The sequence below is a fragment of the Streptomyces sp. NPDC028305 genome, assembly GCF_055569495.1.
Window position 1 is genome coordinate 285,931 of the sequence record NZ_JBVHTN010000010.1, and the last position, 15,503, is coordinate 301,433.

At 68.0% G+C, this 15,503-nt stretch carries 10 protein-coding genes; 5 read left to right on the forward strand and 5 right to left on the reverse strand.

Going from position 1 to position 15,503, the window contains the following annotated elements:
• Positions 1 to 404: 404 nt before the first annotated feature.
• The 3 genes from ACZ4WQ_RS38905 to ACZ4WQ_RS38915 all read left to right on the forward strand — a co-directional run bounded on the left by ACZ4WQ_RS38905 (position 405) and on the right by ACZ4WQ_RS38915 (position 4,576).
• On the forward strand, positions 405 to 2,186 hold the full coding sequence (locus ACZ4WQ_RS38905; RefSeq protein ID WP_398374684.1) for a carbamoyltransferase C-terminal domain-containing protein: 1,782 nt from the start codon (positions 405 to 407) through the stop codon (positions 2,184 to 2,186).
• A gap of 86 nt (positions 2,187 to 2,272) precedes the next feature.
• Positions 2,273 to 2,509, forward strand: a complete 237-nt coding sequence (locus ACZ4WQ_RS38910; RefSeq protein WP_311724364.1) for a phosphopantetheine-binding protein — start codon at positions 2,273 to 2,275, stop codon at positions 2,507 to 2,509.
• Between the two features lie 249 nt (positions 2,510 to 2,758).
• Entirely contained in the window at positions 2,759 to 4,576 is a 1,818-nt protein-coding gene (locus ACZ4WQ_RS38915) for a carbamoyltransferase C-terminal domain-containing protein (RefSeq protein ID WP_311724363.1), read from the forward strand.
• 15 nt (positions 4,577 to 4,591) lie between these two features.
• On the opposite strand, the gene ACZ4WQ_RS38920 is transcribed toward ACZ4WQ_RS38915, so the two are convergent.
• Complete coding sequence (locus ACZ4WQ_RS38920; protein WP_385345308.1) at positions 4,592 to 5,602, reverse strand: isopenicillin N synthase family dioxygenase; 1,011 nt, start codon at positions 5,600 to 5,602, stop codon at positions 4,592 to 4,594.
• Between the two features lie 697 nt (positions 5,603 to 6,299).
• Between ACZ4WQ_RS38920 and ACZ4WQ_RS38925 the strand changes: the two genes are divergently transcribed.
• Entirely contained in the window at positions 6,300 to 7,346 is a 1,047-nt protein-coding gene (locus ACZ4WQ_RS38925; RefSeq protein ID WP_311724361.1) for a hypothetical protein, read from the forward strand.
• 9 nt (positions 7,347 to 7,355) lie between these two features.
• Here ACZ4WQ_RS38925 and ACZ4WQ_RS38930 read toward each other — a convergent pair whose 3' ends face one another.
• The 3 genes from ACZ4WQ_RS38930 to ACZ4WQ_RS38940 all read right to left on the reverse strand — a co-directional run bounded on the left by ACZ4WQ_RS38930 (position 7,356) and on the right by ACZ4WQ_RS38940 (position 10,886).
• Positions 7,356 to 8,519: a sensor histidine kinase gene (locus tag ACZ4WQ_RS38930; protein ID WP_385345304.1), complete on the reverse strand. Its 1,164-nt coding sequence runs from the start codon at positions 8,517 to 8,519 to the stop codon at positions 7,356 to 7,358.
• A complete protein-coding gene (locus ACZ4WQ_RS38935) occupies positions 8,516 to 9,178 on the reverse strand; it encodes a response regulator (RefSeq protein WP_385345302.1) in 663 nt (220 codons plus the stop codon). Before ACZ4WQ_RS38935 ends, ACZ4WQ_RS38930 begins: the two co-directional genes overlap by 4 nt.
• Before the next feature lie 301 nt (positions 9,179 to 9,479).
• Positions 9,480 to 10,886, reverse strand: a complete 1,407-nt coding sequence (locus tag ACZ4WQ_RS38940; protein ID WP_398374682.1) for a helix-turn-helix domain-containing protein — start codon at positions 10,884 to 10,886, stop codon at positions 9,480 to 9,482.
• A gap of 538 nt (positions 10,887 to 11,424) precedes the next feature.
• On the opposite strand from ACZ4WQ_RS38940, the gene ACZ4WQ_RS38945 reads away from it, so the two are divergent.
• Positions 11,425 to 12,789 carry a M64 family metallopeptidase gene (locus ACZ4WQ_RS38945; protein WP_398374680.1) on the forward strand — a complete coding sequence of 455 codons (1,365 nt, stop codon included), beginning with the start codon at positions 11,425 to 11,427 and terminating at the stop codon, positions 12,787 to 12,789.
• A gap of 148 nt (positions 12,790 to 12,937) precedes the next feature.
• On the opposite strand, the gene ACZ4WQ_RS38950 is transcribed toward ACZ4WQ_RS38945, so the two are convergent.
• Positions 12,938 to 15,301, reverse strand: coding sequence for a WD40 repeat domain-containing protein (locus tag ACZ4WQ_RS38950; RefSeq protein ID WP_398374678.1), 2,364 nt, complete (start codon positions 15,299 to 15,301; stop codon positions 12,938 to 12,940).
• Positions 15,302 to 15,503 lie beyond the last annotated feature (202 nt).

A 15,503-nucleotide genomic window follows, 5' to 3' on the forward strand; every position in this document is an offset into this window, starting at 1 on the left:
CGTTACCCCGGTATCGTCCACGTTCACAGGCTGGTGCCCGTTCTTTCTCTGTGGGAATTGGTATTGGATGGCCTGGGCAGCGCAATGAACAGTCGGCTGTTCTCATTGCGTCTGGTTCTCGCATTCGCACGTCAATCAAGGGATGCCTGCTCGCGCCGGAGCGCGGGAACGGGTGTTTTCTGTGTACATGTCTGGAGGGTGCAGTGAGGGACGGATACTACGTTTCAGCCTATTTGACGCCGCCCGGTATGTCTCACCTGTTGGATCTTCGTGCGCGCCATGACAACAACGTTTCGTTGTGGCGGAAGTCGGGGCGGGATGTTCAGGTTGTGGCGTATTGGCCGCTTGAGAGGCTGTCTGGTTGGCGCCGTCATGGGGCGGGCGTTCCCGACGAGGCTTCTGGTATGCGGCTGATCGAGTCCCTGCTGTCTTCGGTGGGCGTCGACATCGATGAGGTGCTGGAGTTTTGGGGGACGCCGGGTATTGGCGGTGATCGCCACGTCGATGTGTCAGAGTACTTCGCGGATGTCGATCTGCCGCCGCACAGCATGGCCCATGTGTTCAGCTGTGCCCTGCTGGACACCGGCATTTCGTGGTCGGAGCCGGTTTTCGCGATGGCGTTGGACGGCGGCCCCGACTCATTTCTCGCCTCGAAGGATCATTCGTCGTCGTTTGCCGGGGCTTATGTCGAGAACGGTTCGTTCACCTGGTTCCCGGTCGAGTCCCCGGCCCGTCTGTTCACGGCGGCGCGCCATCGGTACGCGTTGCGTGAGGGGACGTTGATGGCGCTTGCCACCGCGGCCGACTGCGACGCGGATCTGGCTGAGTTGCGGGAAGAGGCGTTGAGCAGTTTGCCGTTCTTCGGGCCCGCCACGAAGCTTCTGGTCGACTGTGAGCGTTTTCTCGGCTTGTTGCACGAGGCGGTTGTGGAGGCGTTCGCAAGCGGCCGGTGTTCGGCGGATGAACGTTTCAGTCCGGATGAGCAAGTGATGAGTGCCGTGATGAAGGAGATCCAGCGGATCTCGCTGTCCGTCATGGAGCGCAATGTGGAGGAGGCGTCCAGGCGTTTCGGGTTCGATCCGAGCGGGACGAATTTTGCGCTGGCCGGCGGCTTCGCGCTGAACTGCCCCACGACGAGTGCGGTCATGGAGAAGTACAAGTTCAAGCGGCTGGTTGCTCCGCCTTGTGTCGATGACAGTGGCCAGTCGCTTGGGATTGCGTTGGGCGTGTTCCATGTGCGGTGTGGAACGGAATTCGATTTCCGGTTCCCCGGGGCGTATCTGGGGCACTCCGATGATGATCTCGCTGCGGCCCTGGCGGGGTTCGAGGAGTTTATCGCGGATGTCACGCCGGCGGATGCCCGGCAGGTCGTCGAGGATCTGCAGGCGGGTCCTGTCGTGTGGGTGGACGGTCGAGCGGAGCTGGGCCCCAGGGCCCTGGGGCACCGCTCGATCCTGGCGGATCCGAGAGCGCTCACATCCAAGGACGAACTGAATCGGATCAAGCAGCGGGAGTGGTGGCGTCCTGTCGCTCCCATGATCCGCGAGGAGGATTTCGGCGATTGGTTCGAGGCGCCCCGGATATCGCCGTACATGCTGGAGACTTTTCTGGTGCACCGTGATCGGGCAGAGCTTGTGCCGGCCATCGCGCACCTGGACCGTTCGGCCAGGGTCCAGACGGTGAACCGAGAGCAGAACCCGTTCATCTATGACGTGCTGTCTGCTTTCGCCGAAGCGACGGGTGTGCCGATCCTGTGCAACACCTCCCTGAACGACAAGGGCGAGCCGATTATCGACAGCATTCCTCAGGCGATTAATTTCTGCCTGCGGAAGGGTGTCTCGGTGGCCTATCTGAACCAGCATCGTGTCACCTTCAAGAACGCGGACTCGTTCCCGGAGGACAAGCCGCACCCAAGGAACTCCGAGCCTTTTGAGCGGGACGAGTCACAGTTGGCAGACCTCGCCGAGCGACTGAACCCGTCCGGACTCGACAACCTCTACCTGCAGATGTGGCTCCATCGCCCGATGTTGCGCCGTAAATTCGACCCGACGGATCAGCGGAGTGCGCGGACTCTGAAGCGAACAGTCGATTCCTGGCTCGCGATGGACCAGGAACTCGAGGACGACATCATGCTATGGATGAAGCGCGCAACCGGGTCCGCTGAATCGCTGAGTTATCCCATATAAGCGGCAGATGGCCACGTTTCGGGACTGACGGCTCGATAAAAGGTCAGACTTCACCGGATAATCACGAACCAGAGCAAGGGGTATTCATGTCCCAGGCGGAAGCAAAAAGTAGTGCCCTGGAGAGACTGCTGGAAGTCATCTCAGACACCCTGGAAATGGATGTCCAAGACGGTGCAGTTTCCTTTCTGGGTCTGGGTGGCGATTCACTCGCGGCAATCATCGTTGCCGAGACGCTACGCGAAGAGGGCTTGATCGTTGAAATCGGCGATCTATTCTCGGACGTACCCCTTGAACGGGTGGCAGCTGCTCTCCAGGCAAGCTGAAACAGGTCGTTACTGCTGTGCCCATACATGCATGTTCTGGAGGGTGAAGTGAGGGACGGATACTACGTCTCCACCTATTTGACACAGCCCGGCGTGCCTCATCTGTTGGACACGTGGATTCGTCATAACAACAACGTTTCGTTGTGGCGGAAGTCGGGGCGGGATGTTCGGGTTGTGGCGTATTGGCCGCTTGAGAGGCTGTCTGGTTGGGGCCGTCATGGGGCGGGCGTTCCCGACGAGGCTTCTGGTATGCGGCTGATCGAGTCCCTGCTGTCTTCGGTGGGCGTCGACATCGATGAGGTGCTGGAGTTTTGGGGGACGCCGGGTATTGGCGGTGATCGCCACGTCGATGTGTCAGATTACTTCGCGGATGTCGATCTGCCGCCGCACAGCATGGCCCATGTGTTCAGCTGTGCCCTGCTGGACACCGACATTTCGTGGTCGGAGCCGCTTTTCGCGATGGCGTTGGACGGCGGCCCCGACTCTGATTCCATGCTTGCCTCGAAGGATCATTCATCCTCTTTCGCCGGGGCCTATGTCGAGAACGGTTCGTTCACCTGGTTCCCGGTCGAGTCCCCGGCCCGTCTGTTCACGGCGGCGCGCCGCAGGTACAAGTTGCGTGAGGGCCCGTTGATGGCGCTTGCCACGGCGGCCGACTGCGACGCGGATCTGGCTGAGTTGCGGGAAGAGGCGCTGAGCGGTTTGCCGTTTTTCGGGCCCGCCCCGAAGCTTCTGGTCGACTGTGAGCGTTTTCTCGGCTTGTTGCACGAGGCGGTTGTGGAGGCGTTCGCGAGCGGCCGGTGTTCGGCGGATGAACGTTTCAGTCCGGACGAGCAGGTGATGAGCGCGGTGATGAAGGAGATCCAGCGGATCTCCCTGCGCGTCGTGGAGCGCAATGTGGAGGAGGCGTCCAGGCGTTTCGGGTTCGATCCGAGCGGGACGAATTTTGCGCTGGCCGGCGGTTTTGCTTTGAACTGCCCCACGACGAGTGCGGTCATGGAGAAGTTCAAGTTCAAGCGGCTGATTGCTCCGCCTTGTGTGGATGACAGTGGCCAGTCGCTTGGGATTGCGCTGGGGGTGTTCTACGGGCGGTGCGGGACTGAGTTCGATTTCGGGTTCCCCGGGGCGTATCTGGGGCACTCCGATGATGAACTCGTTGCGGCTTTGGCGGGGTTCGAGGAGTTTATCGCGGATGTCACGCCGGCGGATGCCCGGATGGTTGTCGAGGATTTGCGGGCGGGTCCTGTCGTGTGGGTGGACGGTCGAGCGGAGTTGGGCCCCAGGGCCTTGGGGCACCGTTCGATCCTGGCCGATCCGAGAACGGTCAGATCCAAGGACGAACTGAATCGGATCAAGCAGCGGGAGTGGTGGTTTCCTGTCGCTCCCATGATTCGTGAGGAGGATTTCGGCGATTGGTTCGAGGCGCCCCGGATATCGCCGTACATGCTGGAGACTTTTCTGGTGCACCGTGATCGGGCAGAGCTTGTGCCGGCTGTCGCGCACCTGGACCGTTCGGCCAGGGTCCAGACGGTGAGCCGAGAGCAGAACCCGTTCATCCATGATGTGCTGTCTGCTTTCGCCGAAGCGACGGGTGTGCCGATCCTGTGCAACACTTCCCTCCACGACAAGAGCGAGCCGATTATCGACAGCATTCCTCAGGCGATTAATTTCTGCCTGCGGAAGGGTGTCTCGGTGGCCTATCTGAACCAGCATCGTGTCACCTTCAAGAACGCGGACTCGTTCCCGGAGGACAAGCCGCACCCAAGGAGCTCCGAACCGTTTGAGCGGGACGAGTCACAGTTGGCCGACCTCGCCGAGCGACTGAACCCGTCCGGACTCGACGACCTCTACCTGCACATGTGGCTCCGTCATCCGATGTTGCGCCGTAAATTCGACCCGGCGGATCAGCGAAGTGCACGGACTCTGAAGCGAACAGTCGACTCGTTGTTGGCGATGGACGAAGACCTTCGCGCCCACTTCTCGAGGTGGATCGATCTGTCACACAACCCACGCACGAGAGCCGCCGCGGGTGACGTGCCTTCTCCAGCGTCATCCCCCAGGCCCTGAGCCGGCAGGCTTATGTCACGAACCGGTCAACAGCGCACCCGGGTCCACGTTGGGAAAGTGGCGGCGGGCAAGGTGCGGAGAGGACTGCAACCACCTGGCCAGGACGCGTCGGCCATAGTGCTCTGTCGTGCCCGCCCCTTGTGGATCTGTCGTGTCTTTTGTCAGGGCTTCGATGTGCGGGTTGAAAGCGAAAGCGAACGAGTACCGTTCGGCGCCCGTAGGCGGGGTGATCACGCGATGCACAGGGGCGGGCAGCCGGCCGCCGGTTGCCACCTGAAGTGTTTCGCCGAGGTTGACCACGAGTGCTCCGGGCAGCGGTTTCACATCGACCCAGCTGTCGTGGCCGTCCTCCATCTGGAGCCCCCCGACGCCGTCCTGCGCGATGAGGGCCAGTAGACCGTGATCCCGGTGGGCGCCCAGACCATTGTCATCGAAGCCAGGGGTGCCGGCCGGGTAGTGGCTGGTCCGGAGACGGTGGTTGGGATTGCCCGCGACCAGGCCGTCAAAGAAGTCCGGGCGACCGTGGAGGGCCGTCGCGATCGCGCTCAGCAGCCGATGACTGAGCGCGGTGAGTTCGTCCAGCCAGTCGAGCATCACGGGTCGCAGCTCGGGGAGTGCGTCGGGCCACTGGTTCGGTCCGATCAGCTGTCGCCAGGGTGCCCCGGGGTCCAATGGCTGCGGAGCCGTCTCGGGACCTATCACGAACTGCTCACGCCGATCCGCGTCGGCAGGGCCCTTGGTGAGTTCGCCTCGGGACGGAACGAAGCCCCGAAAGTGAGGAGAATTCAGGTCGGCGACGGACATCCGTGCCTGATGTGGGAGGGCGAAAAATCGCTTGGACACCTCGAAAGCGCGGTGAATCGTCTCGGTGGGAATGCCGTGACGCACGAGGTAGACACAGCCTGTGTGCTGGAGCTGATCGGCCAAAACGCTTGCGGATTCGGTCGATTCGGAAGCAGAGCCGGAACCCAGTGTGGACACGTCGAAAACGGGCAGGGGGAGTTCTATGCCTCGGTGTTGTGTCACAGCTGATCCCCTTTCATGAAGTGCCTACCGTCGCGGGTGCGCTGATCATCTGCCCACCGTACCCTTCACACTGTGACGGCGTCGGGCGTTGTCATAGCCGGAGCCGATCCGGCCCACGCTCCCACCCCACGCGCACGCCCGCACCGCCGAGGTCTTGGCGCGCCGACCACGCTACCCGCGCGCGCTCTGGAACTGGCCCTGGGCGTATGACGCGACGGTCGGCGAACAGACCGCCCAGAAACCGATTCCGCTGTTAGCGTGTCACGTGCCGTGGTCTGATACGAGGCTTGTCGGCCAACTCGGACGGTATGCCTTGCTGTGAGTGAGGGGGAGCCTGCTCGTGCGATTTATGAAGCAGGCGGTGTGCTTGGCGCTGGTGACGGGGTTACTCGCTGGATGTGGTGGAGGTTCGGGCGACAGCGGTGAGTGGGACCGATCGCCATCTCCTGAGGATGCGCACCCTGAGAAATCCCTCGCCAAACTGTCTGTCCCACCGGCTTATGACAGAACCAAGGGATGGGAAGAGACCCTCAATTGGGTTCCGAATCCTACGAAGTCGATACCTGTGACCGTAGCGGGGCAGGCGAACGCTGTCGCGTATATGACCGTCGCGCCGAACGGCTACACCGTCCATGTGCGTGACGCTGAGACGGGGTCGGTCCGCTGGTCCGGCAAGCCATGGAACCCTCCCGTTCCCATGGACGACACGGAGGGGGACCCGGACACCGCGACACCGGCCGAGATTCCAGACCTGACCGTTGTCAGCCAGGATGGACGAGAATTCATCGTCGCCTGGGGACACGGAATGAAGGGGGAGGACGACCTTCATGACGGCAAGGAGGTTGTTCAACTTGCCATTTATCCCGTGCAGGGCTCGGGTCGCGCGGTCGCACCCCTGCGTGAGGTTTCCGTACCGGTGGACGACGGGGACGGCAGCCTGACCGTTCGGGACGGCGGTTCGGGTCTCCTTATCACTTGGGGGGCAGGAATCACCCTCAACAACTCCGCAGCCTCCGTGGACGTGACCACGGGAGAAGTTACACAGCACGGCGACGCGGACGAACTCATGGCGCAATGCGACGATGCGGCGTGTTATGGGAGTGAGGTTGAGGCGACGTCCACGCACGGTCCGGTCGTCGACATGGCCGCCGGGGGATTCGGGGTGCCCGACCGCTGGTTCAGCCTCGATGTCGCCCCGAAAGGTGCCTCGACTCGACGGAGCCTGATGGGAGGCTGGAACGGGCGGGTGGAGGCTGCGGTCGGCGGGCATCTGGTCGCACGCTGGGCCGCTGAGAGCGGAGAAGCGATCTGGGCGGTTCACGCCGCTGAGACCGGGAAGATCGAGGCGACCACGACGTGCTCCGTCGACAGTCTGCGACCGGATGAGGAGCGACCTGGCTACCCTGCGGTCGCTTCCCGGGACGGCCGCTACCTGGCGGCCGGCCCTCTGGCCTTCGACTTGCGGCAAAGGAGCGGCCTGTGCCTGGCCGGAGACGGGGATCGAAAGGAGGTGCTCCTCGCATCGGTACGAGATGATGGAACCGCGTACGGTGTCGTCTCCGAGGGTGAAGAGGCCACCGACGATTCGATACAGACCAGGGTTCAGGTGTCCCTGGCCACCGGGCGGCCGACGGCGCTGGGTATTGATACTGAGATTCCTATGGCTCCGCTCAGGGAATCCGCTGTCTTCTTGACACGCGACGAGAGTGACTACGTACGTATCTCGGTCCTTCGGAACCGCTGACTCCACCGGTCATGCGGATGCGGTACCGGTGCCAGGACTGCGCGGCGCGGGCCGGACTCCGGGCAGGCGGGCGCGTACGACGAAGCCACCGTCGGGCAGGGGGTGTGCTTCCATGGTGCCGCCGAGGAGTTGGGCGCGCTCGCGCAGGCCGATCAGGCCGTGGCCGCCGCCCGGCAGGCCGGGCGCGGTGGCCGTCGCGTCGGGCGCACCATTGCGCACCTCGACCCGCAGCTCCCGGGCGCCCGTCCGATCGCCCTCCTCGCCGACCCGGACCCGCACCCGCGCCCCCGGCGCGTGCTTGCGCACATTGGTCAGCGCCTCCTGCACGATGCGGAACACCGCCCGCTCGACCGCCTCCGACTGCCCCAGGTCCTCGAACACCCCCTCCCCGTAGTCGGCCTCGTAGTCGACGTCCAGCGCGCTCAGCTCGATCAGGCGCGGCAGGTCGGCCAGGCACGGCTGCGGGGTGAGCTCCTCCAGGTCGCCGCCCGCCGCGCGCAGCACGCCCACCATGTGGCGCAGCTCGTCCAGGGTGCGCACCGACAGCTCACGGATCGTCCGGGCGCACTCCCGCGCCTCGGCGTCCTGCGCGCTGATCTGCACCGCCCCGGCCTGAAGGCTGATCAGGCTGACCTGGTGGGCGACCACATCGTGCATCTCCCGGGCGAGGCGGGCCCGTTCGGTGCTGAGCACCTTGTGCGCCAGCAGCTCGTCGGCGTGGCGGCGGCTGCGCGTCAGGTCCTCGATGCGCGCGGCCAGTTCGCCGCGGGTGCGCACCAGCAGTCCCAGGCCGATGGGCGCGACGGAGGTCACGGACGCGTCGATCAGGTTCAGGGTGTTCTCCCGGTACGCGGTCGGCTCGAAGTCCGAGACCGGCCACGGCACGAAGTGCGCGGCGGCCAGCAGCAGCGCGGAGACCGCGAGCAGCCGGCGGTCGGGGCGGCGCGCGGCCACGGTGTACAGCGCGATCATGGGCGCGAACCAGATGTAGCCGATGAGGATCCCCGGCAGTGTGGCCAGGAACGCGGTCAGCGGCAGCCGCCGGCGCAGCAGCAGCGCGGCCGCGGCGACCAGCGACACGTTCAGCTCAAGGCCCGGCGTCACGCCGTTGACCAGCAGCGCGTCGGCCACCGCGAGGGCCGTGGGGACGACCAGCGACGCCCAGCGCATCATCGCGGGCCCCCGGCCCACGGGCTCAGCAGCCCCGCCCGGTCGGCCACGATCGCCGCCTGCACCCGGTTGAGCCCGCCCAACTTGGCCAGCAGCGCCCCCACATGGTCCTTGACGGTGCTGGGCGCCAGCCCTATCCGCTCCGCGATCTGCGGATTGGCCAGCCCTTGCCCGATCAGCGCCAGTACCTCCCGCTCGCGCGGGGTGAGCGCCTCGACGGCCGCGGCGGCCGTGGCCTCCGCCTCGGCGGCCAGATAGCCGCCGATCACGGCGCGGGTGACGCCCGGGTCCAGGAGGCTGCCGCCCTCCGCGAGCGTCCGTACGGCCCGTACCAGCTGCTCCGGGTCGGTGTCCTTGAGCAGAAAGCCGGCAGCGCCCGCCCGCAGCGCGGCCGTGACGTACTCCTGCGCGTCGAAGGTGGTCAGCATGGCGACGGCGGGGGCGCGCTCCGCCTCCAGCAGCCGCCCGAGCACGGTCAGCCCGTCCACGTCGGGCATCCGGATGTCCAGGAGGACCACATCGGCCGCGCTGTCGCGCACCGCCTCCACGGCCTTGGCGCCGGAGCACTCCGCGACGACCTCGATGTCCGGGGCCGTGCCCAGGATCAGCCGCAGCCCGGACCGTACGAGCGCCTCGTCGTCCACCACAGCCACACGGATCACCGGCCCCTCCCTCCCGTTGGCTGTCATGCTCATTACCCGGACAGCCTGCCGCATGCGCGGTACAAAGTGGAGTGCCTACCTCCGCCTGTTGGGGGGAGCACCCCCGCCGGTCGGCGGGGGTGACCGGAAGACCAGGGGCGGATTCCCCGGCCGCCCGCCGCCGTGCACAGTGGTCCCACGCCGCATCACCCCGCGGCCGCCAGGCCGCCGCGGCCCCCACACGCGACGGCCTGGCGCCGGCGGGCCCACGAGACGGCGGGTCGCGAGACAGGGGGAGGGGCGGGGGCGCGGCCGAAGCCCGTCACACCGGGGGCTCCGCAGGGGCGGGCCCCAGGGTGGTGGTGCCGGGCGCGGCGCGGTGGCCCAGCCCCATGCGGTACGCGTCCATGGCCGCCTCGGCGCGGCCGCCGCGCCGCAGCAGATCGCCCAACAGCCGGCACAGATCGGCCAGATCACCGGCCGCACCCGTCCGCTCCAGCAGGGACAGGGCCGCGCGGTAGTGCTCCTCCGCCGCCGCCGCGTCGCCGCGCTCCTCCGCGATCAGGCCGAGCAGCCGGTGCGCCCCGCCCGCGTGCACCACGCCGTGCTCGGCGGTCAGCCCAGGCACCCCACCATCACCCGCAACCTCACCATCACCGCGCCTGAGCAACGGCACGAGCAACGCCTCCGCCTCCGCCGTCCGCCCGCGCCGCCGCAGCACATCCGCCAGCTCCACCTCCACCTGCACCGTGTACAGCGTGGCCCGCTTGGACGCCAGCATGTCCCGCGCGATGGACAGTTCGCGCTCCGCCCGCTCCAGATTGCCGTCCTGCGCGTGGACATAGCCGCGCATCCAGTGGCAGTGGGCGAGATCGGTGTGGATGCGCAGCTGCTCGTACAGCTCCTGCGCCTTGGCCAGCGAGGCGTCGGCCTCGGCGGTGCGGCCCTCGGCGATGAGCGTACGGGCCACACCGCGGTGCATCCGGGCGAGCAGCCCCGGGTCGTCCACGCTGGGCGCCAGCGCGAGCGCCAGCTCGGCGGCGCGCGCGGCGCGGGCATGCGCCCCCATGTCCATGTACGGGGGTATGGCCGCGGTGTAGAGCAGCAGCAGGGCGTTCGGGTCGTGCAGGCCCGAGGCGTTGAGCTCGTCGATGGCGCTCTCCAGGAGGTAACAGGAGTAGCGCAGTTCGCCGGAGAGGAAATGGGCCACGGCGCGCCCGCGGATCGCCGGGATCCGCCGGGGCAGCGGCTCGTCGGCCAGCAGCTGCTCCGCCGCCTCGTAGTGGGCGCGCGCCACGGCCAGTTCGCCGGTCTCCAGCGCGCAGTCGCCGAGCCCGACCATGGCGGAGGCCCGCTCGTCCCGGAAGCCGAGCCGCTCCGCCTCGACCATCAGCTGGTGGAAGTGCCCGACCGCGTCCTTCGCGTCGCCGGTGGCCAGCGCCCTGCGTGCGTCGGTGAGCCCGGCCCGCAGCCGGATCGCGTCGTGCGGGTCGCGGCCGGTGGTCAGCTCCTCGTAGCTGACGCCGAGGCGTTCGGCGAGGTGGCGCAGCGCGGCCTCGGAGGGGCGCACCTTGCCGGACTCCAGCGTGGAGACATACGCGGCGGTGTAGGCGGGCTCGGCCAGCTGCCGCTGGGTGAACCCCCGTTCGGTACGCAGCCTGAGCACCCGGCGCCCGATCTCCGCGGCCCCGTCCGTCGCGCGTACGTCCCCGGCGTTTCTCCCGCCCACCCTGCCCTCTTCTCCCCAGCGGCTGCTTAATCGCCGAGTTAAGTCCATTTACGCGAGGATTGAAACATGTCGAAGGTGATGGATCGGGGGGTCGGCCGGTTCGGAGGCGGTGACCGCCGCTCAGCCGGGACTCCCGCTCGCCGACCACCACTTCGACGTACGGCTCGACCATACGGCTCCCGGGGGCGAGCGGATCACGATTCGGGCGGGGAGCGCGGCCGGGGCGACGGCGCCGACGCCCGCCGCCGGCCGGCGTACCTCGAGATCGGCCGGGGCGCCCGCGCCGGTATGATCCACCGCAGGCCGCGAACCGCCGAGGCGGATCGCGATCCTCCTGGTGGGACAGGGCTCGAGACGCGACCGGATCCATTGCCACCGGCACTTCGTGAGACGCCGGTGACTACTGACAACTGCTGACGACAACTAGCGACTTCCCTAATTCCCATTGCCGAATCGCGGTTCGAGCCCCTAGGTTGAGCGGCGACTTAATCGGGCTTAACTGGCTGCTTATAAAGCCGAGTTCGGGGGGTACACCACCGTGCGCAGACGTCTGCCCAGACGTTTCTCGATACGCACTGCGGCCGTCGCCGGCGGCCTCGTCCTGACGGCGACCCTGGCCGCGACCGCGTCGGCCACGGCGTCGGCCGCCCCGGAACCGCCTCCGCCGCCCAGCCGCGCCGCCGCGGCCCAGGGCGCCGAGCGCACCCACGAGGTGGAGTACTTCACCCGTCCCGGCGGCCATCCCCGCCACACCGAGGTACCGGCCGCCACCCCGGAGCGTCTCGCCCGCGCGGACCGGCCGCTGTCCGCCCCCGAGGCCGCCGCCGACGGCGACGTCAACGCGGTCATCCAGACCGGCCCGGTCGCCGACAAGCTCGACGTCGTCGTCATCGGGGACGGCTACACCGCCGCCCAGCAGGACGACTTCCACGCCGATGTGCGGTCCAAGTGGGCGCAGATGTCCGCGGTCGAGCCGTACGCCTCGTACAAGGAACTGTTCAACGTCTGGTCGGTGGACGCGGTCTCCAACCAGTCCGGCGTCTCCGGGGACCCCGGCAAGGACGTCGTCAAGGACACCGCGCTCAAGTCGTACTTCTGGTGCGACGACATCGAGCGGCTGCTGTGCGTCGACACCGACAAGGTCGAGTCGTACGCCGCCAAGGCCCCCGACGCCGACCTCGTGGTCGTGCTGTCCAACTCCACCAAGTACGGCGGCGCGGGCTACACCCTCACCTCCCAGATCGGCTACGACGGCATCGCCACCGCCTCCTCCGACCACCCCGACTCCGACCAGGTCGCGGTGCACGAGACCGGGCACTCCCTCGGCAAGCTGGCCGACGAGTACTTCTACGACGAGTACGGCACCTACACCGGCGCCGAGCCCGACGAGTCCAACGCCTCCAAGCTGAGCGCCGCCCAGCTGACCGCGCAGAAGAAGAAGTGGTACCGCTGGATCGGCCAGACCTCGCCCGACGGCGGCACGGTCGGCGCGTACGAGGGCGGGCGCTACTACCCCAAGGGCATCAACCGCCCCACTGATAACTCGATCATGCGCACCCTCGGCCGTGAGTTCAACCTCCCGGGCCGCGAGGCGATGATCGCGGGCTTCTACCGGTACGCCACCGTCGTCGGCAGCACGACCGGCACGGACACCGCCCTCAAGCGCGACGCGGCCATCAAGATCACCCTCCCGGCCTCCGCGACCGTGAAGTGGTCCGTGGACGGCACCGAGGTCACCGACGCGCGCGGCAAGAAGTCGGTCACCCCGGCCTCCCTCGGCATCGCCGCCGACGGCCGCTCGCACACGGTCACCGCCACGGCCACGGACAACACCACGGCGGTCAAGGACCCCGCCCTGCGCAAGCTGCTGACCGACTCCCGCACCTGGAAGGTCACCGCCTAGCCGCACCGCCGCCACCCCCCAGCTGCCGCCCCGTGGACCCCCGCCGCGGGGCGGCTTCTTTTCCGGGTTTCTGTGTTTCCGCGCTTCTGCTCAGCTTGCGTAGGGCCGCACTTAACACCCCCTCATCCCTCCGTAACACCCTCACCGGTCACGGGCTGTCCGCCGTCAGCCCGCGAAGCAGCTCCCGGGCCCGCTCGGCGAACGTCCCGCTTCCGGTCGCGGCGCCCCGTTCCAGGAACTCGATCGCGCGCTCGCGGTCGCCGTCCTCGGCGGCCATCTCACCGAGCCTGAAGGCGCCCTCGGCGATCAGCTCGGGCTCGCGCGCCGCCTTCAGCATCCGCTCGTACCAGGTGCGGGCGCCGTCCCGCTCGCCCAGCCAGTAGTGCAGCTCGCCGAGATGCCCGGTGGCCCGCGGCCGGTGGAGGGAGTCGGCCTTCAGCGCCTTCTGGTACCACTTCAGCGCGGCGGGCAGGTCGCGGCGCCCCTTGGCGATGTGGCCGAGCAGCATGGCGGCGTAGCCCCTCGTGGTGAGCTCGCTTCCGGCCAGCTCCACCGCGCGCAGCAGATGGGTCTCGGCGGTCTCCTCGTCCCCCAGGTCGAGGGCCGTCCAGCCGAGGCCGAGGGTCGCCCAGGCGGGCTTTTTGACGCCGAGGTCGAGGGCCTGGAGGTAGGCGGCGCGGGCTTCCTCGTTGTCGCCGTCGCCGCCGCGCGTGCGCAGCGTGTCGCCGAGGTGCAGCACCATCTCGGCCAGGGTCGTCCGGTTCTTCTTCTGGTCGAGATCGCGCGCGGCGGCGATGCGGTGGGCCGACCGGGCGGCCTCCACAGCGCCGTCGAAGTCGTTCAGGGTGACCAGGACGGAGGCGAGGTCGTAGCCGGCGCGCATGGCGTTGGTCGCCCCGCCGGTCTCGATCGCCCGCCGGTACGCCTCGGCGGCGCCGCGCAGTCCGCCTCGCCGCTCCCGCAGGAGGTCGGCCTTCTTCCGGTACGCCCTGCCGACGGCCGCTGGGTCCTCTTCGCGCTCGATCAGCCGGTCGTACAGGAAGAGCGCGTCGTCCTCGTCCGAGGCGTCCTCGCCGAGCTTGCGCAGCTCGTCGAGCGTCAGGCGCTCCTCCTCCGGGGGCTCGACGGGCGCCCCCGCGCGATAGATCCGGAACTCGCCTCCGTACCCCTGGGATCCAGTGATCGCCGAGACCGCGAGCATGCCGCCGTCCGGCGACCAGGCCAGGGCGGGGAGGGTGCTGCCACCGGACCGGCAGCGCATGAGCAGCGCGCCGTCGGAGACCCGCCACAGGTCGATCCGCTCGTCCCCCTCGATCTCGTCGTCGGCCGGGCCCTTCCCGCAGCCGGCCACCAGATAGGCCCCGTCCGGCCGCACGAGCGCGTCCGACCGGATTCCGGGGAGGGTGCCGAGGACGCGTCCGCTCTCCGGGTCCAGGATGTGCACATCGCTCCCCTGGGCGACGAACATCCGGGTCTCGTCGCCGGTGAAGGAGACGCTTCCGACCGACGCCTTCCCTCTCGGAAGGTGCAGCCGGCGGGGCGATTCGCCGGACGAGCACAGCACATCGACCCAGCCGCCGTAACCGGTGAACCCGCCGTAGCCGCCATCGGCGCGATAGCGGCCGAAGCCCCCGTCGGCCCGGTAGCGGCCGGTGCGCGAGCGGGCTTCGCGGGGCTGCGGCGGGACGTCCACCTCGGCGCCGGTGTCGACGTCGTAGGCGCGGGTCGCGGCGGCGCCGTCCTCCGCCCCTCCGCCCCATCGGACGCGCTTGGTGAGCTGATGGGTGCCGGGCACCCACTGGATGTCCTGGCCCCACAAGGAGCTGTGCGGGACGCGGACGTGCTCGCTCCAGTCGTCGGTGCGGAACACCACCAGCTCGCAAGCCTGGCTGGTGACCGCGAGATACCGTCCGTCGTCCGAGAAGGCCAGATCGCTGGGGGTGCCGTCGTCGTCTTCCTCGCCAGGGAACGGGTCGAGCGTGACCGCGGGACGGCGCAGGTCCAGCACCGTGGGGGCGTCCGCCTCCAGCACCTGGTCTGCCGTGGTCGCATAGGAGGCGGTCGCCCAGCCGTGGCCGGCGCTCAGCGACCCCAGCCAGCGCGCGTCGGTGACCTCGACGTCGTAGTCGGCCTGGACGAGGAGATCCTCGTGCGCCCAGCGGCCGTCGCGCTCGTGGTAGAAGTCCTGGAGGCGCTGCCAATCGGCCTCGGCCGCGGGGTGGTTGCGGGTGGCCGTCCGCTCGATCCGCCGGACGTACCGATGGGTGTGGGCGGCGACCCACTCGGGGTCGAGGACCTCGTCGACGCCGATCCTCCGCAGCGGGTGGAGCGAGGAGACCGGCAGGCGGTTCGCCGCCTCCCACAGCAGCGTGAAGAAGAAGCTCGGATCGTCGGGCAGCGGCGCGTGGGTCCGGCTTTCCGTGTCGTAGTACACGACGAAGACGCGGAACCGGACGCGCGACGCCTCGGGCGCGACGTCGAGGACGCGGATGCCGTACAGATCGGTGGACATCTGGCCTTCCACAGCAGGGGACTTGGGCGGTCCAGTCCATGGTCACAGAGGGGTCCGACAGCCCGCGGCAAACCCTGGCCGATTGTGGGCACGGCTCAGGGTGCGTCCGGCGGGTCTTGACGCCTGCGGCGGGCCCTTCCCCACCCCGCCCCTTCCCGGCCCCTGTCCATATGCGGCTCCGCCGCGTGGTGGGGCTTTGTTC

What these genes read in the sequence shown, in the direction of transcription:
- ACZ4WQ_RS38910 (WP_311724364.1), top strand. Translation starts at nt 2,273, where the DNA reads ATGTCCCAGGCGGAAGCAAAAAGTAGTGCCCTGGAGAGACTGCTGGAA.
- ACZ4WQ_RS38915 (WP_311724363.1), top strand. Translation starts at nt 2,759, where the DNA reads ATGCGGCTGATCGAGTCCCTGCTGTCTTCGGTGGGCGTCGACATCGAT.
- ACZ4WQ_RS38930 (WP_385345304.1), bottom strand. Translation starts at nt 8,519, where the DNA reads ATGATGCGCTGGGCGTCGCTGGTCGTCCCCACGGCCCTCGCGGTGGCC.
- ACZ4WQ_RS38950 (WP_398374678.1), bottom strand. Translation starts at nt 15,301, where the DNA reads ATGTCCACCGATCTGTACGGCATCCGCGTCCTCGACGTCGCGCCCGAG.
- ACZ4WQ_RS38905 (WP_398374684.1), top strand. Translation starts at nt 405, where the DNA reads ATGCGGCTGATCGAGTCCCTGCTGTCTTCGGTGGGCGTCGACATCGAT.
- ACZ4WQ_RS38925 (WP_311724361.1), top strand. Translation starts at nt 6,300, where the DNA reads ATGGACGACACGGAGGGGGACCCGGACACCGCGACACCGGCCGAGATT.